The 18,404-nt window shown below is 67.5% G+C and carries 14 protein-coding genes and 2 pseudogenes; 6 read left to right on the plus strand and 10 right to left on the minus strand.

All coding sequences use genetic code 11. From position 1 onward, the window contains the following. Positions 1-9: 9 nt before the first annotated feature. The 3 genes and pseudogenes from NGR01S_RS30905 to NGR01S_RS30140 form a co-directional block, all read right to left on the minus strand. Positions 10-645, minus strand: a complete 636-nt coding sequence (locus NGR01S_RS30905; protein WP_157107204.1) for a hypothetical protein — start codon at positions 643-645, stop codon at positions 10-12. Positions 646-1,682: 1,037 nt separating this feature from the next. Further along, entirely contained in the window at positions 1,683-3,089 is a 1,407-nt protein-coding gene (locus NGR01S_RS11075; protein WP_063036091.1) for a hypothetical protein, read from the minus strand. 956 nt (positions 3,090-4,045) lie between these two features. Further along, positions 4,046-4,458 (minus strand): annotated as a pseudogene (locus tag NGR01S_RS30140) (transposase); the annotation flags it as partial. 63 nt (positions 4,459-4,521) lie between these two features. On the opposite strand from NGR01S_RS30140, the gene NGR01S_RS31485 reads away from it, so the two are divergent. From NGR01S_RS31485 to NGR01S_RS32435, 3 genes are all read left to right on the plus strand, one after another. After that, a complete protein-coding gene (locus tag NGR01S_RS31485; protein WP_169811888.1) occupies positions 4,522-4,683 on the plus strand; it encodes a hypothetical protein in 162 nt (53 codons plus the stop codon). Positions 4,684-5,100: 417 nt separating this feature from the next. Next, positions 5,101-5,259 (plus strand): Tn3 family transposase, encoded by a 159-nt coding sequence (locus NGR01S_RS32430; protein ID WP_245664521.1) that lies wholly within the window; start codon positions 5,101-5,103, stop codon positions 5,257-5,259. 3 nt (positions 5,260-5,262) lie between these two features. After that, positions 5,263-5,406: a hypothetical protein gene (locus tag NGR01S_RS32435; RefSeq protein WP_245664522.1), complete on the plus strand. Its 144-nt coding sequence runs from the start codon at positions 5,263-5,265 to the stop codon at positions 5,404-5,406. A 91-nt stretch (positions 5,407-5,497) separates the two neighbouring features. On the opposite strand, the gene NGR01S_RS11085 is transcribed toward NGR01S_RS32435, so the two are convergent. The 3 genes from NGR01S_RS11085 to NGR01S_RS11095 all read right to left on the minus strand — a co-directional run bounded on the left by NGR01S_RS11085 (position 5,498) and on the right by NGR01S_RS11095 (position 7,697). Beyond that, positions 5,498-5,935: a hypothetical protein gene (locus NGR01S_RS11085; protein WP_157107205.1), complete on the minus strand. Its 438-nt coding sequence runs from the start codon at positions 5,933-5,935 to the stop codon at positions 5,498-5,500. A 190-nt stretch (positions 5,936-6,125) separates the two neighbouring features. Further along, on the minus strand, positions 6,126-6,596 hold the full coding sequence (locus NGR01S_RS30150; protein ID WP_218020756.1) for a pentapeptide repeat-containing protein: 471 nt from the start codon (positions 6,594-6,596) through the stop codon (positions 6,126-6,128). Positions 6,597-7,049: 453 nt separating this feature from the next. Beyond that, positions 7,050-7,697, minus strand: coding sequence for a TetR/AcrR family transcriptional regulator (locus NGR01S_RS11095; RefSeq protein WP_063036094.1), 648 nt, complete (start codon positions 7,695-7,697; stop codon positions 7,050-7,052). On the opposite strand from NGR01S_RS11095, the gene NGR01S_RS11100 reads away from it, so the two are divergent. Together NGR01S_RS11100 and NGR01S_RS11105 are read left to right on the plus strand one after the other, a co-directional pair. Next, positions 7,688-8,818 carry a glycoside hydrolase family 113 protein gene (locus NGR01S_RS11100; protein ID WP_245664523.1) on the plus strand — a complete coding sequence of 377 codons (1,131 nt, stop codon included), beginning with the start codon at positions 7,688-7,690 and terminating at the stop codon, positions 8,816-8,818. The genes NGR01S_RS11095 and NGR01S_RS11100 overlap by 10 nt on opposite strands. A 108-nt stretch (positions 8,819-8,926) precedes the next feature. Further along, positions 8,927-10,495 (plus strand): ArnT family glycosyltransferase, encoded by a 1,569-nt coding sequence (locus NGR01S_RS11105; protein WP_169811894.1) that lies wholly within the window; start codon positions 8,927-8,929, stop codon positions 10,493-10,495. A 169-nt stretch (positions 10,496-10,664) separates the two neighbouring features. On the opposite strand, the gene NGR01S_RS11110 is transcribed toward NGR01S_RS11105, so the two are convergent. From NGR01S_RS11110 to NGR01S_RS11125, 4 genes and pseudogenes are all read right to left on the minus strand, one after another. Next, positions 10,665-12,113, minus strand: coding sequence for a dihydrolipoyl dehydrogenase family protein (locus NGR01S_RS11110; protein ID WP_063036097.1), 1,449 nt, complete (start codon positions 12,111-12,113; stop codon positions 10,665-10,667). Between the two features lie 143 nt (positions 12,114-12,256). Then, positions 12,257-13,626, minus strand: a pseudogene (locus NGR01S_RS11115) (MOSC domain-containing protein). A 43-nt stretch (positions 13,627-13,669) separates the two neighbouring features. Then, complete coding sequence (locus tag NGR01S_RS11120; RefSeq protein WP_063036098.1) at positions 13,670-14,539, minus strand: DUF427 domain-containing protein; 870 nt, start codon at positions 14,537-14,539, stop codon at positions 13,670-13,672. A gap of 61 nt (positions 14,540-14,600) precedes the next feature. After that, positions 14,601-15,467 (minus strand): alpha/beta fold hydrolase, encoded by an 867-nt coding sequence (locus NGR01S_RS11125; protein WP_063036099.1) that lies wholly within the window; start codon positions 15,465-15,467, stop codon positions 14,601-14,603. Between the two features lie 144 nt (positions 15,468-15,611). On the opposite strand from NGR01S_RS11125, the gene NGR01S_RS11130 reads away from it, so the two are divergent. After that, entirely contained in the window at positions 15,612-18,383 is a 2,772-nt protein-coding gene (locus tag NGR01S_RS11130; protein ID WP_373861412.1) for a helix-turn-helix transcriptional regulator, read from the plus strand. Positions 18,384-18,404 lie beyond the last annotated feature (21 nt).

Raw genomic sequence — 18,404 nt, forward strand, 5'->3', positions numbered from 1 at the left:
CGCCTCGATCTACCCCAGCCGGGCCGCCGCAGCGACCAGCACCGCATACAGCAGTCGTGCCTGAATACCGGCCTCCTCGCCGTGCTGGACCCCTTCGGCGAACGCGACGCCGAGTGCCTCGTGCACATCGAATCCGACGGGTTCCGTGGCATTCCCGGACAACTCGGCGCGCCACTCCCGGTAGCCGCGCACCACCTCGGACAGCGCAGGGCGCGGACGCGGCTGGGTGTTCAGGTACTCCGAGATCAGCACGCGTTGTGCCCGCCGGTGTGCGACACCGCCACCGGCAGCGTCGAAAGCCCGGCCGAATGCCCGCAAGGTGGCCGTGTAGATATCCGGCTGTGTCGGCTCGCTCGTTTCCTCGGTATCGGCGGTGGCGTCCTGCGGGGGGGCGGATGGCCGGGATGATCGGGTAGGTGCCTGCGGCTGTTGTGCGGCGCGCCGGTCGAGGGAGATCGACCGGGCACCGCCTTCGCTGTCCGGCGGCGCACAATCCCACCGCACCGTGCCGAGCTGGTCCCCGAGCTCGGCCACCGCGACGATCTCGAGCACGATCATCGGGTAGTCGGTGAGGACCCGGTCCACCGCAGTGACGAACTCCTGTACCGGCGCGAGCTGAAGATCGGGGTCATCGAAACCTGTCACCTCGACGCCGTGCCGCTCGGCCAATGCGCGTGCCAGCCGTTCGATCGCCGGGTCGGCCGGCGACCGCCCGCGGGCGCCGCGCCGATCACGGTCGCGGCCATTGTCACCGGCCGGTGCGTTCGGTCGTGATGCGGGACCTTGCTGCGGAGCCTGCCCGGTGTTTGCGGGCTTTCCAGCGTTTCCAGGCGAACTCGGCATTCCGGGTTGGCCGGGTGTGCGGGGCGGCGTCTCGGTCCACGGGGCTCCGGCCCGTCCCGCGGGCCCTGCGACGGGGCTGCCGGACGGTCTTCCCGACGTCCGGGGCGTAGCGCGCGAGGGGGCTGCTACCGGTGAGGGCGAGACCGAGGAGGACGGTGGCGGCACTGCCGGGCCGGACCGCCGGCCGGGGGCGCCGGTCGCCTCGTTGCCCACCGGACCGGATTCGGGCCGGGAACCACTCCATGGCGAATCGGACCGTGGTCCGCTGCCCGCGGCGGTGCGCCCCGGAGACCCGTCCGGTGCCGGTGCGCTACCCGGCCGGTTGGGCCCACCGGCCGGGAGTTGGTCGGTGCTCCGTGACCCGCCGACGGGATACACCGGTGAATCCTGCTCCGGCGTCACCGCGGCCTGATCGGGTAGGTTCGACCGGGGTCCATCGACCGGCGATTGCGGGCCGACCGTACCCGCCGGGGGCGACTCGGCGAGACCCGCCGGTCTTGAGGGACCGGCCGGTCCTGGGTCCGTATCCTGGGCAGCCCCGGCCACGCGCGCGGCGCTGTCGATGTCCTGTGCACCGAGGTGGTCCGCGGCGCCGACGATTCCGGCCGCGTTACGGCGCATTCCTTCCGCCATGGCCTGCACGGTGGAAACCACTTGTTCGGCGCGCGGCGTGAACTGCTCGGCGAAGGTGCGCCCCATATAGTCGTCGCCGAAGCTGCCTTCCGCCCGCTGCAAGCAGGACTGCAGGCCCGCGTGTGTTCCCTGCACCCGATCGGCGATATCGGCCAGCCGCGCGCCGCGCTCGCGCAGGCCATCCAAGTCCAGTCGCAGTTCGCCGCTCATCGCCCACCTCTGGTGGCGGGCGCCGGTCCGCCGGTCCGCAGCCGGAACCGGTGCTCGAATTCGGTGATGAACGCCGACAGCGGTACCGACGAACTCGACCGCTCCACGACACCATCGTCTGCGACATAGAAGACCGCCCGGTCGAGCGCGATCTCCCCGTCCGGCACCGGTGATCGCACCATCCAGCCAACACTGACCCGCTCGGCCCGCAACGTCGAGAGCGGGAACCCGGTCGTATCGTGACCCCGGCTGCGGATGTAATCACGGACGCGGTTCAGTGCCTCCTCTTCCCGGATCCCCACGATGTCATCGGCGACCAGATCGGCGAGCACGAACTGGAACAGGGCACCGTCGACATCGACCTCGGTGTCCTCACCGACGACCTGCGCGATCGCCGCGCGGGTCACCGCCGCGGCCTGTGCAGCCGATACCAGCACTTCAGCGGCATCCGGGGGCGGGCTGTCCAGCACGCCTGCCACCACTTTCGCCACCGTATCGGCCGTCCACACAGCGGGCAACGCAGGCGCGCATTCCGCCATCGGAGTGGATTCGCCGCGGTACCACTGACCCTGATCCCACCAGTAACAGAACGACAGCATGCCGGTCATCACCCGCGGGTTGAGTACCGGGTCGACCACCCAATCCGGCGCTCCGGCAAATAATTCCGGCATCCCGCCGTGCCCGTTGTAGGCGGCTTCCAAGACCGGCGCATTCCAGACCCCACCCGACAGCACCGCTCGGTCGCCGGGCAGCAGCGTCAACGTCGAACCGCTGTGTCCCGAACTTTCGAAAATGCCGACCGACGGGCCGATCCGCGGGCCTCGCTCCGATCCGGCCGCCACAAAGGCCGCGGCCAGCACCGCCCACCGAGCCCACACCACCGCGAGATCCGGCAACTCGCCGATCACCGGCACTGCCTGCACGCCCGCACTCCGATCAGCGCGCACGCCGTCCGCGGCCGCGCGCGGTGACCTCGACTGGGAATCACCGCGTCCTAGGTAGGCGGCCAGCCACACGGGCAGCCTGCTCCGCGGATACCGTTCCAGATCCGCCAGATACGCCTGCGGCGCGAACAATTGCTCACCGGGAAACGGCTCCACGCCCCTATCGGTGACGACCTCGGCCCCATGGGTATCGACGTGCACCACCAACCGCCACCACGGCCCGTCCTCGACCGCAGCAGACAAGGCTCGATGCCGGCGCACCAACTCCCACACCGCATCCGACACCTGACACCTGACCGGGTGGTCGCCGTCATCGGCGAGGAACAACGCCGATTCGGCGACAACGGTCATCGCGAACGCGGCCTCGAACCGGCAGCGCCTGTCCGGCACGAGCGCACGCAACCCAGCGACGATCTGATCGGCCAGCTCCGCGAGTTCCGCACTCCCAGCCCCGATCACAGCACACTCCCACCTCAGCGGATCTCTGTCCTACAAGCCAGCCTGCCAACCTCCACCATGAGAGCGTTGTCCGGCCGTCAGGAACGCACTCGGATGGTAGGTTTTCCCAACCCGGGCGCGAGCGCAACCGAACCCTGTTGCCAACCATGGCAAGGGTTCTGATGTGCAAGTTCTCATCGAACTGATGACGCTCTCTCAACGGCAAGAGATCCGCATCGAACCCGAGAAATATCTGTTCGGAATGGCAAGATTACGCCAGCGCGGCAGTGCCCTAACACCGCCGCGGACCAGCAGTGGGAGGGAATGTAAAGGCAACGGTGTAGCTCCGAACGAAGGAGCAGCACTGTGGCATCTGATGTGGTGGCAGCCGGATTGGCTGATACTGCTGCGATGGGCAGGGGTAAGGATGCGAAGACCTCGGCGGTGGATGCCGATTTGGTGGGCAAGCCGAAGTCACTGTCCGGGGGGAGCCGGGGCCCTCAGTGAAGCGCAGGTGGAAGCGTGGGTGAGTGGCCAGTTTTCGGTCGTCGCGTCCATCGCCGCAACGTCTCGTGTTCTGCTTCGGTCAACACCAGCTCGGCCTTTGACCGCCCCGACCGAGAGGATTATCGATCAGCCCGTCCAACCACGACTCGACGAAACGCCGCCGCCCTTTGCCCACGGTTACCGCATTCACCCCCAGATCTGCGGCGACCCGTGTGCTCACAGCCTCCGGCTCCGCACACGCCAGCACGATCCGCGCCCGTCCAGCCAGCCGAAATCCCTCTACGCCCACTGCACAAGCCGCTCACGCTCCACACCCGACAGAACAAACCCAGCCTTCGGTCGTCCAGCCCGCACCACTCGCCCACGGTAACAACAACTCACGGCGCTGAACAGCGAATCAGCAACTAGGGGTTCGCAGCTGAAATACGTTGGCTAATCGTAGGTTTCGGCGGCGGCCGAGGAGAGTGGGTTCAGTTGGCGGCTGATCTTGGTTGTCGTTGACTGTCAGTTGGTGGGGTCATGCGGCCTTCGAAGGCGATCTGGAAGGCGTTCAGCGGGGCCTTCCAGCGCATGGTCCATCGTTTGCGGCCCTTGCCGGTTGGGTCGAGGCTCATCAATGCCATGTTGCGCATTTCAGGGCGGCGGTCTCGTTGGGGAAATGCCCCTGGGCCCGGATGGCTTTGCGGATGCCGGCGTTGACCGACTCGATCGCGTTCGTCGAGCAGATGACCTTGCGGATCTCGACGTCGAAGGCCAGAAACGGCACGAACTCGGCCTACGCATCGGACCAGAGCTGCACGATCGCGGGATACTTGCCGCCCCGGGCCTCGGAGAACTCGAGGAACCGTTCGCTGGCCGCGTCCTCGGTCGCCGCGGTGTAGATTGACTGAAATCGTCGGCCGGAGTCACTCTCGGTGATGGTTTCGCCGGCGCGACGGCAGCGCAATTGAGCCGGTACCGGGACGAGTTGGTCGACGCGTACTCCGGTCGTTATCGAAAGGTCGGGATCACCCGAGCGGTCGCCGAACCGCCGCGAAACGTGGGTTCGGAGCAGGAGTACCTGGACTATCTGCACTGGTTCGCCGCCGAAGTCATGTCCGCCGTGTGAGCAGACCGACGACGAGATCCGCGGGGTCCGGCTCGACGACGGACGTGAGATAGCGGCGGCGACGGTGCTGATCGGAATCGGAGCCGCGCCCCGTACCGAACTGGCAGCTCCCCTCGATCTGCTATGCGACGGTGGGGTGGTGGTGGACGAGCGCTGTCTTGCCACCGACGGCTGGACGCTGGCTGGGGGGATTGCACCACCCGGGTCTCGCCCACGGGCCGGCGCTATCGGTGCGAGTCGGCGGACAATGCCACCAGCCGGCGGCACCGTGGATCTGGTCGGATCAGGGCGATCAGAAATTGCAGACAGTATGGGTGACCGGCGACGGGCCGAAAGCGATGTTCGCCGCGACGACGAATCGTACCGTCGCGAAGGCAAGGCCCAGGCCAACCTCACCGAGGGCCGCCACGACCTGGGGTGGCGGATCTACCACGGGAAGAAAGGAGAGATGCCCGCACCTATTACGAGGGCATGGAAGATCAGCTCTCCGCGCTGGGGCTGGTGCTCAACTGCACGGTTTTATGGCATACGTTCTACACCAACCGCGCTCTGGAACAGTTACGCGCGCAGGGCTAGCCGGTGCGCGATGAGGACGCGCAGCGGCTGTCGGCATTCATACGCACCCATATCGGCATCGACGGCCACTACGCCTTCCACCTGCCCGACTTCGGCGGTGACCTCCGGCGGTTGCGCGACCCCGATGCACCCGGCGAGGGCGGCTGATCAGCCCAGCTCGTGGGCGGCGACTCGTATCGTCGAGTTCGCGCAGCACGGCCGCGCCACGGCCCTGCCCCATAGTCCCAACCGTCAGCGATCAGCCGTGCATGACGACCTCGAGACGGGAAGCGTCGGGGAAATGGGTACTGAGCGTGGTGAGCTCGATCGCGATCCGTCCGGGGCCGGGGGCGAAGGATATCGAGTTGGTCTCGTTGTGGAACATGTGCCGGGATACGCTACCAACCCCACCGCTGTTCAGATTGCGCCAGTTGACGACCGCGACCAGCGACGACCCGCATCCGGCGCTGCCGGTGCCAGCGACGTCGTTGGTCTGGTAGCCGATGGAGACCTGGTTGCTGTCATCGAAGATGTTGGCCTTGGCGTTGATGGTCGTCGCGCACAGGCCGCCATCGAACTGTGCAGACAGCGTCGGCATACCGGTGTGCGACTCGGCTGAGACCGGCGCGGCTTGAAACAGCAGCGCGCTACCGACGACGCCGGTAGCGAGGATAGAAGCAAAGGCAGGAGCGTGCATGGTGTCCTCTCGTAGTTCAGGCCCTATACGCTATCGACACACGGGTTCAGGCTCCATTCCCAACTCGCTCAACATCGCCGGCCCGGTCATCCGATGCCATCCTTTACCCGCGTCCTGCCCAATGCCGTTGTATTGGGTTCTGCCACTCGCGATGTCAAGCAACGGTATTGCCGCGGGGCCGACTGGCGGACTATAGCGCCGGTGGCGGCTCGGTCGAGATCGGCAGCCTGCCCGTGGAGCTGAAGACGGCCACCGGCTTCTCGATGGGGCTGCCGGCCCGAACACAGCGGGTGGCCTCCGACCAGGTCGCTTCTTCGAGGTCGGTCAGGTCGAGCAGTTTCGCGCCGGTGCGGGTGGCGCCGATGAGCGCGGTGTGTTCGACGGTGGTGGTGCTGATGTCGGCGCCGGTCAGGTCGGTGCGTGTCAGGTCGGCACGGTGCAGGTAGGCCCCGCGCGGGTTCGCTCGGGCCAGGCATGCGTCTTGCAGGTTCACTCCGGGGGTGCGGTAGAGCTTGCCGTTGCCGGCGCCGTGTCTGCGGTCGTGGCGGACAAGGCGGTGTTCACGGCGAGTGCGAGCCTTGCGATTGCAGCTCTTGCGGTGTGCCGGCCGTGGTCTTTGGGCTTGCTCTCGAAGCCGGCTATTGAAGACCAGGTCGACCACCGGGCAGGGGAAGGACCGAGTTGAATCGGTGGGCGCAGGCATTGTTCCGACTGCGCCCGGTTCGGATCGTTGATAGATCCAGGGCGTCCGTCCTGAACATCTGAGCACCAACACATCACGACGTCCGCGACAGTTCCCGTCACCATGGCGGGCGACAGCTCTGGCGCGGCAGAATAGGTTCCACTATGCCTTGCAGGGTTTTCGGGGTCGGCGGGGGGCGGGTTGGTTCGGCTTGGCGGGCGGCCGTGACCAGTTCCGGTGTGGTGCCATTGTCGATGGTCTGAAGCGGCTACGCGAAGACTACTGGCACGCGAGGTTTATGAGATCGTCGAAGGGCAGCTGAGCGGGGGTGCGGATGGCGACCACCCTGCCACCGTAATCGGGCCCTCTGTCATCGTGCCGGTGCTGGTGCCGGTGCAGGTCGGAGCGTGGGCGCAGCCATGGTTTCGGAGTTCACTGATGTCGGCGGTATGGCCGTTTTTCGGCGGCATCGAGTGCGGGGACCAGTGGTGCGAGTGCGGAGCGGAGTAGATCCGGTAATGCGCCGGACGGCACGACGAGTCCGCTGATCGCCGGGGGAGTCTGGGCGGGCTGTAACCATTGTTGGAGGGCTACGCGAACCGCGGCGGCCACGCTGGCCGCGAGCACGCGGGCGGTATGTGGGTCGGTGTCGCCGATGCGTTCGGTGATGGCGTCGGCGAGGGGATGTTCGATCGCGCTGGGGGTATGAACGAATGCGGTGCGCAGTGCGGGGTGGGTGGTGATCAGCAGTAGCGCGTCGCGATCGGATTCGCCTTGGGCGGTGTACTGATCCACGATCGCGTCGATGACGACATCGGCGAGGCGGTCGGTGGGCCGCTCGGCCACTGCCGCCGCGACCCGTCTTTCCCGTTCGGAGGTGACAGCGGCGACGATCGCCTCTTCGCGACTGGAGAAGTAATTGTTGTAGGTCCTGGGTGAGACGCCGGCGGCCGCTGCGATGTCGTCGACGCGCACATTATCCGGTCCGCGTTCGAGAGCCAGTCGAAGTGCCGCCGTGCGCAGCGCCTCCCGGGTGGCCTGCTTCTTCTGCTCACGCAAACCTGTCCGTCGTGTCGTCACCGTCTCAGGATCCCACGTTCACTGCGTGCACGCAAAATTGCGTGCACGCATTTTTACTTCTAGTCTGGCGTCCTCACCCCCGAACGACAGGAACCAGGCCGATGAGAGGCAAAGGCATCAGCTACGACACCGGCTTCGTCAGCAACGGCGAACTCTCCCGCGTGCGCTTCGACCCGGTCGAGGTCGAGCGTGAGCTGCGCATTATCAGAGACGATCTGCACTGCACCGCGGTCCGCGTCATCGGCGGTGATCCCGAGCGGCTGGAACGGGCCGCCACCTTCGCCGCCGACCTCGGCCTGGAGGTCTGGTTCTCGCCCTACCCGCTCGAGCTGACCGCCGCGGAGATGCTGTCGCTGTTCGCCGACTGCGCCGAGCGGGCGGAACGGCTGCGGCAGCGGGGCGCCGAGGTCGTATTCGTCACCGGCGCCGAGTTGAGTTTGATGAACAAGGGATTCCTACCGGGCGACACACAGCAGGACCGTCTCGAGTTGCTGAGCACGCGGGATGGCATGGCCGAACGGGTCGGCGAGCTCAGCACACGGGTGAACGACTTCCTCGCCGCCGCTGTGAGTTTCGTCCGCGAACGATTCGGCGGCAAAGTCACATACGCCGCTATCCCGCTCGAGCGCGTCGACTGGGACCATTTCGACATCATCGGCGTGGATCTCTACCGTTCGGCCGAGGTCGCCGATCAATTCGCCGCAGGCGTGGCCGCACTCGTCGCGCAGGGAAAGCCGGTCGCGATCACGGAGTTCGGCACCGCCGCCTACCGCGACGCCGGCCGGCGGGGTGGTCGCGTTCTGGAAGTGGTCGAGTACAGCATGGGAGGTGCGCCGCTCCGACTGACCGGTGAGTACGTCCGTGACGAGCCCGGGCAGGCGAGCTACCTGCGCGAGCTGCTGCAGGTATTCGACGACGCGGGCGTCGACAGCGCCTTCGTGTTTCTCTTCGCGCTCGACAACTTCCCGCACCGCCCCGACGGCGACCCCCGGGACGACCTCGATCTGGCCGGCCTCGGCATCGTCAAAGTTCTGGAGAACCGCGGCGGAGACACCTATCCCGGCCTGCCCTGGGAACCCAAGGCCGCCTTCACCGCCCTTGGCGAGTACTACCGCGGCTGACCATGTCGCGGTATGAACAGAAGGAGAAAAGACTGTGATGACCGTCGAGGTTGTGATCAGCGGAGGCGGTCCGAACGGGCTGAGACAACGCGGCTCGACAATCGTGGGGTGAGTGACATCAGCGAGTCGGACATGGTCCCGCGTCGCCGCTTTTGTACTGCCTGTGGCGAGTTCTGGCCGCTGATGGTGCTCGCGGGCGCGGTTCTCGGGATGCTGATGGTGTGCTCCGAACGGTACGGCTTTCATCGCGACGAGTTCTACATCCGCGAGTCCGGCCGGCATCTGGCGTGGGGTTATCCGGATCATCCACCGCTGAGTCCCTTGCTGGCCCGGCTCGCCGACGAGCTCGCGCCGGATTCACTTATGGCACTGCGTATTCCCGCGGCCCTGGCGGCAGTGATCACGATCGTGTTGATCGGTCTCATCGCCAGGGAATTCGGCGGGGACCGCCGCGCGCAGATCTTCGCCGCCGCGATCGCGGCGAGCTCGGTGCTGGTGTTGGCCTCCGGCCATATCCTGTCGACGGCGACGCTCGATATCGCGTTCGCCACCACCCTCGTGTTCCTCGTCGCGCGTCTGGTGCGCACCGGTGATCGGCGCTTGTGGGCGGTCGCCGGAATTGTGCTCGGGCTCGGTCTGCTCAACCGGGTATTCCTCGCCGTGTACGCCGTGATTGTGCTCGGTGCTGTTTTCGCGATGGGTCCGCGGAAGGTACTACGCGGCCGGTGGTTGCCGGTCGGGGTGGGGCTGGCAGCAGTGATCGCGGTACCGACGGTTGCCTGGCAGGCCCACAACGGATGGCCGCAGTGGCAGATGGCAACCGAGATCAGTGCCGATAACAGCCGCTGGGAACTGGTGGCCTACCAGCTCGTGATCGTCGGCCCGCTACTGCTGCCGGTGTGGATCGCCGGCCTCTGGTGGCTGCTGAAACGACCCGGGGTGCGCTGTTTCGGTGTCGCGTTCCTCGCTCTGCTCGGACTACTTCTGGTCACCAGCGGCCAGCAGCACTATCTGGTCGACGCCTACCCGCCATTGCTGGCCGCGGCCGGTGTCGCCGCCTCTCAGTGGGTTACCGACGGTGGTCGACAACTACGCACACTGGCGGTGAGCCTGCTGGTTGCCGTTTCGGCCGCGATCACAGCGGTGTTCTCGCTGCCGATACTGCCGGTATCGGTGCTTGCGGATACCCCAGTGGTCGGTGTGAACGGGGAAATCGGTGAACAGATCGGCTGGCCGGAGATGGGCCGCACGGTCGCCGAGGTCGTCGATCGACTGCCGGTCGAGGTGCGCACCGAAACTGTTGTGGTGGCGGATAATTACGGTCAGGCCGGGGCGATAGCGCAGTTCGGTCCCGACTTCTCCGCCCAGAACACCCGATTTCCGCCTGTCTACAGCGGGCATCAGGCGTATGGCTGGTGGGGGCCACCTCCCGAGCGGTATACAACGGTCGTCGTCATGGGCACCGATGCACCCTCGATAGTCCCGGCGTGGGCCGAGCAGGCTTGCGGCCGGCTCACCGAGGTCGCCGCGGTGCACAACGATCACGGCATCGAGAATCAGGAGAACGGCACCCCGATGTTCCTCTGCCGGGACCTGAAGACATCGTGGGCGGAGCTGTGGCCCTCGATTCGCCGTATCGGGCCGGCCGATATTCCAGAATCTCCTGAGCCCCGGTAATGGGATAGCCCGGCATTCGACCGGGGCCCGCCCGCACCAGAGCGCTCAGGCATAACGGTCTGCGGCGGAGTTCTGCGGACGCACCGTGTGGATTGGATCACAGACGCCACGTTCGATGGGCTTATGAGAGCGATTTGTCCGAGACGATCGAGCCGGAGCTCCGTCCAGGTCAGTCGCTTCGATAGGCATTGAGGAGGAAGAGCCATACCTCGCTGACGGTCGGGAAGCAGGCAATCGCGTGCCGGAGGCGGGCGAGCGGGACCTGCCCTGCGACAGCGACGGTCGCGGAGTGCAGGAGCTCGCTCACCCCCGGGCCGACGAAGGTCATCCCGAGCACGATCTCCCGGTCGAGGTCGATGACCATCCGAGCGTGTCCCCGATAATCGTCGGCGTAGAGGTTGGCGCCTTGGGCGGCGTTGAAGTCGATGTCGACGGTCTTGATGCGGTGGCCGGCCCGGGTTGCCTGTTGGGTTGTCAAGCCCACCGCGGCGGCCTCGGGGTCGGTGAAAAAGACCTGGGGGACGGCACGCTGGTCGGCTGTGGTGGCATGGTCACCCCAAGGCGCGTCGTCCAGCGGGAGGTCGGCGGCGCGGGCGCCGATGGCGTCGCCCGCGGTCCGGGCCTGGTACTTGCCCTGGTGAGTGAGCAGGGCGCGGTGGTTGACATCCCCAAGGGCATACAGCCACTCGTCGTCGACGCCGCGGACCAGGCAGGTGGTGTCCACATCCAGCCAGGAGCCGGGAGCGAGGCCGATGGTTTCCAGACCGATGTCATCTGTAGCGGGGGCGCGGCCGGTGGCGAACATGACCTCGTCGGCCTCGACCTCGCTGCTGTCGTCGAGGGTGAGGGTGACGGGTCCTGCGGGGCCTGGGCGGCGTAGGGAGATCACCTGTCGGCCGATCCGCACGTCGGCGCCCGACCGGGTGAGGCTGTCGGCGAGCAGCTCGCCCGCGAAGGGTTCCATACGCGGCAGGAGGCGTCGGGCGAGCAGGGTTACCTGTGCGCCGAGACCCTGCCAGAGGGTGGCCATCTCGGCGCCGACTCCGCCACCGCCGACTATGGCGAGCCGGCGGGGCACGGTGCTGGAGTCGGTGCCGTGACGATTGGTCCAGGGCCGGACCTGTCGGATTCCTGGAAGGTCGGGGACGACGGGGCGGCTGCCGGTGGCGACGGCCACCGCATGTCGGGCGATCAGGGTGTAGCCGGTGCCGTCGTCACCGGCGACGGTGACCTGGCGGGGACCGTTGAGGCGGCCGTGTCCGCGGAAGAGGTCGGCGCCGATGGACTTGACCCACTGGGCTTGACCGGCGTCGTCCCAGTCGGTGACGTAGTGATCGCGGCGGGCGAAGACCCGGGCAGTATCCAGCGGGCCGGTGACGGCCTGCTGTGCGCCGTCCGCACGGCGGGCGTCGGCTACCGCGATCACCGGCCGTAGCAGTGCTTTGCTGGGGACGCAGGCCCAGTAGGAGCATTCGCCGCCGACGAGTTCGCGTTCCACGACGGCTACGGTGAGGCCCGCGGCGCGGGCGCGGTCGGTGACGTTCTGGCCGACCGGACCGGCACCCAATACGACTACGTCGTAGGTGGTGTTCGCCTGGCTCTCATGTGTTTCGGTCATTGTTTCCTCGCATTACGATCGGTGCTGATCACGGGCCGTGTGTGGTCGCCGATACCCCCGGTGGCGTTGTGGAGAACTCGGGTTGGTGTCCTCGGGGCACCGAATTCGGCGAAGCTGCTGGTGTGGTCATGGCGTCGAGAGCTTCACATGTCGAGAACGGTGTCGGTGTCGGGCCGGGCGCAGCAGATGAGCAGTTCGCCATCGGGTGGCGGTTCCAGCGGTTCGGGGCTGTAGGTGACAGCGCCGGACAAGAGGGCAGTGGTGCAGGTGTGGCATACGCCGCTGCGGCAGCTCCAGCGGGCGGGGACGTCGCAGGCGTCGGCGAGTTCGAGCAGGCTGCGCGCGCTCTCGGGGAAGGGCACCGAAATGCTGCTGCGGGCGAAGGTCACGAGCGGACCGGTGCCGGGCGGTCCCGCGGGCTGGTGGGGAGGTAGGAAGGCCCGGCTTGTGAGACCCGGGTTGATCGAAGGCAGGGACTCGAACAGCTCGGTGTGGATATGGGCCGGGTCGAGGCCGGCGACAGTGAGGGCATGCCGTATATCCGCCATGAAGGAGGCCGGGCCGCAGATGTAGGCGGCCCCGGAGGGCGGAATGGACAGCGAGATCAGCTTGTCCTGTGTGAGGCGCCCGGAGACAGCCTGGACGCAGCCAGCGTCCTCGGTGGTCGTCGCGCTGTAGAACACATGTTCGTGGGTATGCGGTCGGGGATCCGCAGCGTCAGGTACTGGCCCGCGCGGGCAGCCGGGAGCCGGGTTCCGTCGGGGGTGGCCAGGTGGATCGAGGTAACCGTTGTGCTCTCGGGGACGACCTCGGTCACCCGTAGGGCGCGGAAACCGTTCCAGGCCGGGCCGGTGGCAGCGTCCGTAGTCTCGGCAGCCGTGAGCAGGTCACGGAAGGAGCCCTGCCACCCCGGGCTCAGCGCGGGGATGTCCAGAGCGAGGCGCAGTTTGGCAGGGTCACGGTCGGGGAGGTAGAGCAGTGCGTCGGTGTCGGCCACGCTCAGCGCGCCGGGCCCGGCCCTCGTCCGGACGATGCGGTCGCCTGCCCGAATGTATCCCTCACGGATGACTCGCATGTAGAAGCCGGGACGGTGGTGGCCGACCAGCAGCGCGGGCAGTTCGGGTTCGCCCAGGCGCAGGCCGACGCGATAGCAGGTGACCCGTGGCTGGGTGACTTCGAACTCGGCCTCGCCGATGCGATACCGGTCGCCGATGCAGACCTCGTCGTCGGGCGGGCCGTCGACGGTGAGGTTCTCCCCGAACTGTCCGCAGCCGAGGTCTTCGCGTCCGAAGTGATGCTGCCAATGTCGGATGGACTGGATCTGGTACACCAGCACCGCCCGTTGTTCGCCGCCGTGGCCCTCGGTGTCGCCCTGGCCGTCGCCGTCGATGTTGAGCCGGCGGGCCATCACAGCGCCGGGCACGGGATACTTCCACGCGCCGGTGTACACGGTCCTGCCCTGCCAGGAGACATTCATCGGCATCCCGACGTTCACCGACAGCAATGATGGCATCGGTCTGCTCCTTTTCCTGTGGTTGCGGTCTCGCCGGGCCTGGTCAGGGCTGCCGGGCGGCGATCGGTTCGTCGGGCGTGAGGTTGCGGTCCACGCCGTGCGAGATCACGGTCTGGCCGGGTTCCGGCCGCAGTCGGGTGCCGTCGAGGTGCACCTCGACCTTGTCCGGTTCGAACGACACCATCCCGGAGATGCGCCGCACTTCGGTCCAGGCGTTCTCGTACGACCATGCTGCGCGGTGGGCGCCGGCGATGTCGTAGTAGTCGGCCACGCCTTTGTACGGGCAGAAGGTCCGGCCCTCGACCGAGGTCAGCGCAGATTCGTCGATATCGGTCCGCGGTACGTACCAGCGGGGCGCGAACCCGGACTCGTACAGGGCCAGCGCGCGGGTGCTCTCGGCCACGACCTGGTCATCGCTGCGGACGACCAGGTGGCGGCTGGTGTGGCGGATGTCGATGCGGTGGTAGCTGTCAGCGGCATGGCCGACGATCCGCTCATCCTCCTCGTAGAAGGAATCCATCGCCCGCCACGCGAAGGCGACCCGGCCCGAAAGGTCTCCGGCATAATCGGGTAGGTCGGTGTGCTGCCACGCCGCGCGCTGTGTGCTCCGCGTTCCGGCGCGGACGGTGTACCAGGACGTCGGCCCGAGATCGTGGTGTGTGGTGGTGTGCTCGCCCGGTTGCAGCGCGTCGGCGGTGGTGTCGTGGAGCGGGAAGTAGGCGACCGGGTAACGGCCGGGCTCGTGCAACAGTACGACATCTTCGCTGTCGGCGATCCATATGTCGCCGAACCGGACCCGCATGCGTCGACGCAGTGGTTCGGCGAACAGCATCCTGTCCGGCAGCGGGTCGGGCACGAGGAACCGGCCGACCGCTGCGGGAGCGAGGGGGCCTTGCTGCCAGGAGAGTCCCATCGTTTCGTTCCTTTCGGCTCGACCCCCGGTATTGCGGGCCGGTGATGTCAGGTGGGACCGGTCACGGCAGTGCCCTTCCGAGGAATCCGCGGAGGCAGCCCGCGGCCGCGTCGAGATGGCTTTCGAGCAGGAAGTGGCCGCCGTCGAGCAGACAGATCTCGGCGCCCGGCGAGTCGTCGGCGAAAGCGAGCGCGCCCTCGGGCCGGAAGATCTCGTCATTGCGGCCCCATACGGCCAGCAGCGGCACCCGACTGTCACTTAGGTAGGCGTGCAGCTTCGGGTACAGCGGGAGGTTGCCGGCGTAGTCGGCGAACAGCCGCAACTGCACCAGGTCGTTGCCGGGCCGGGACAGCAGGGCGAAATCGTGATACCAGGTGTCGGGGCTGACCAGGCTCTCATCCGGAACGCCGTGTAGATATTGCCACCGGGTGACGTCCAGGGTCAGTGCTTGGCGGACCGCCGCCTCGCCCTGCGGGCTCTGGTCCTGCCAGTACGCCCGTATCGGCTTCCAGAACTCCGGTGCGAGCCCCACCTCATAGCCATTACCGCTCTGGCTGATGATCGCTGTGACCGCGGCGGGGTCCGCCAAGGCGAGTCGCCATCCCACAGGTGCGCCGTAGTCGTGGACGTATAGGGCGAATCGGCTGATCCCGAGCTGAGCCAGCAGGCCCGCGGTCAGGTCTGCCAGGGCATCGAACGTGTAGTCGAATTCGTCCGTGGGCGGTGCGTCGGACAGGCCGAAGCCCAGGTGGTCCGGGGCGATGATGTGATACCGGTCGGCCAGCAGTGGGATGAGGTTGCGGAACATGAACGAGCTGGTGGGAAAGCCGTGCAGCAGTACCACGGTGGGCGCATCGGACGGCCCGGCGTCACGGTAGAACAGCCGTTGTCCGCGAACGGTCGCATAACGGTGATGAATTGTCGTCATCCTCGGCTCCGTTCTCGATCGGTCCCACGCCGTTGTGAATGTCTCGGTCCGAGCATGCGGCTCTCGAGGCAGCGGGCGCATCCGCCGATGGCCGGTCATCGGCGCCGGTTCGCCGGCCGGAAAGGATAACGTGGCGTTGTGGGTGTGTCCGCGGATCTGCCGGAATGGCGACGTGCGGCGGAGCTGACGGGCCGCCGTGGCGAATGCGGGGTGCTAGACCGGCTGATCGGGGCCGTCCGAGCCGGCGAAAGCCGCGCGTTGCTGGTCCATGGCGAACCAGGAGTGGGCAAGACGGCCCTGCTGGAGTATGTGGCCGTGCAGGCGCTGGGCTGTCGTGTCGTGCGCGCCGCGGGAGTCGAATCGGAGATCGAGCTCGCGTTCGCGGGGTTGCATCAGCTGTGCGCACCCCACCTCGACCGGCTCCAGCATCTCCCGGTGCCGCAGCGTGACGCGCTGAGGACCGCGTTCGGAATGAGTACCGGGCCGGCACCGGACCGGTTCCTGGTCGGCTTGGCGGTGCTCGGGTTGCTGTCCGAGATTGCGGAACGGCGACCGCTGATATGTCTGATCGATGATCTGCAGTGGCTCGACCGCGCCTCGGCGCAGGTCCTTGCATTCGTCGCGCGCCGTCTGGGCACAGAATCGATCGGCCTGGTCTTCGCGACCCGCAGCGTGAGCCGCGACCTGGTGGGAGTGCCGGAGTTGCCGGTCGGGGGGCTGGGCGATGCGGACGCTCGGGCACTGCTCGATGCGGTGTTGACCGGGCCGATCGATGTGCGTGTACGGGACCAGATCGTCTTCGAGACACGGGGCAACCCGCTGGCTTTACTGGAGCTGCCACGGGGGTTGACCCCGTCGGAGCTGGCCGGCGGATTCGGGTTTCCCAGCCTGGTCGCACTCTCGGGCAGCATCGAAGAGAAGTTCGTTCGGCAAATCGGGACCCTTCCCGAACAGACCCGGCTGCTGCTGCAGATCGCGGCGGCCGACCCGTCCGGCGACCCCGCCCTGGTGTGGCGAGCAGCCGCCCGGTATGGGCTCGGCGCCGATGCGATGGCATCCGCGGACGACGCCGGCCTGGCCGAGTTCGGCACCCGGGTGCGGTTCCGACATCCGCTGGCACGCTCGGCGGCCTACCGATCGGCGTCGGCTCACGACAGACAGCGGGTCCATCGGGCCCTGGCCGAAGCCACCGATCAGCAACTCGATCCCGACCGGCGTGCCTGGCACCGGGCCCAAGCAGCCCCCGGCCCCGATGAGTACATCGCCGTCGAGCTCGAGCACTCCGCAGGGCGAGCCCGAGCACGCGGCGGCCTGGCCGCGGCAGCCGCATTCCTGGAACGAGCGGCCACGCTGACGCTCGACCCGGAGAAACGGGCCGGACGGGCGCTGGCGGCCGCGCAGGCCACAACTCAGGCGGGCGCCCTCGACGCGGCCCGGGACCTGTTGACAATGGCCGAATCCGGAAAGCTCAACACCTTGCAGCAGGCGAACGTCGACGTCGTGCGCGCCCAGCTCGCCTTTATCACCAGCCGGGGCGGTGATGCCCCCTCACTGCTGCTGAAGGCCGCCACGCGGCTCGAACCCATCGACGCGGATCTTTCTCGCGCAACCTACCTGGACGCCCTGGTTGCCGCGATATTCGCAGGCTCCCTGGCCGCCCCGGGCGGCACAGTCCTCGACGTGGCAGCCGCGGCAGGCGCGGCACCCCGGCCGTCACACGCGCCCCGCTCTGCCGACCTCCTTCTCGACGGCACGGCAGCAGGCCTGAACACGGGATACGCGGCAGGAGTCCCGGTCCTGCGCCGGGCCCTGGCCCGGTTCGGTGCGGACATGTCTGCCGAAGAGGAGCTGCGCCGGCTGTATCCGGCGTGCATCACGGCCATGCGACTCTGGGACGACGATCGCTGGGACGCGCTCTCGGCCCGGTACGTGCGGCTCGCACGCGAGGTCGGCGCGCTCAGCGAGCTTCCACTCGCCCTCACCGCACGCGCCTACCTGCTGTTGTTCACCGGCGCCCTGACCGCTGCCGCGTCCCTGGTCGACGAACTGGAGGCAGTCACCGAAGCGACGGGGAGCGGCCTGGCGTCCTACGGTGCCATGGGTTTGGCCGCGCTGCGCGGCGACGAGACCGGGGCATCCGAGCTGATCGATGCCACCATGAGAGACGTGACCAGGCGAGGAGAGGGAATCGGGATCACCTTCGCCGGATGGGCGAACGCCGCGCTCAACAATGGCCTCGGCCGCTACGACAAGGCTGTGGCCGCGGCCCGGCACGCAACCGCTGATGACACGGATCTCGCTTCACTGTGCTGGTCTCTGGTAGAGCTGATCGAGGCCGCGGCACGCTGCGGCATGACCGATACCGCGAGCCGGGCGTGTGGCCGGCTCAGTGAAATGGCCGATGCCAGCGGCACCGCCTGGGCGCTGGGTGCACAGACTCGGTCGCGGGCACTGCTGAGCGAGGGCGAAACAGCCGAGCGCCTCTACCGCGAGGCAATCGCCCACTTCGGCAAGACCCGGCTCCGCGTCGATCTCGCTCGCGCCCATCTCGTGTACGGAGAATGGCTGCGCCGAGAACGTCGTCGCGGCGACGCACGCGAGCAACTGCGCACAGCCCACGGCATGCTCGAGGCGATGGGTATCGCCGCGTTCGCCGAGCGCGCTCACCGCGAACTGCGAGTCGCCGGTGGCACCGCCCGTAGGTCCTCGCTTCCGGTCGAGCACGCGGAGTTGACCGCCCAGGAGGCCCAGATCGCCCGGATGGCCCGCGATGGATTATCGAATCCGGAGATCGGTACCCGCCTGTTCATCAGTGCTCGCACCGTCCAGTACCACCTGCGCAAGGTCTTCACCAAGCTCGATATCACCTCGCGCAGCCAACTCGACCGCGTTCTGCCCAACACGACAACCAGCTGACAAGGGCATCAGGCCCCGTGA

Origin of the sequence: Nocardia grenadensis NBRC 108939 (assembly GCF_001613445.1) — a bacterium.
Lineage (GTDB): Bacteria > Actinomycetota > Actinomycetes > Mycobacteriales > Mycobacteriaceae > Nocardia > Nocardia grenadensis.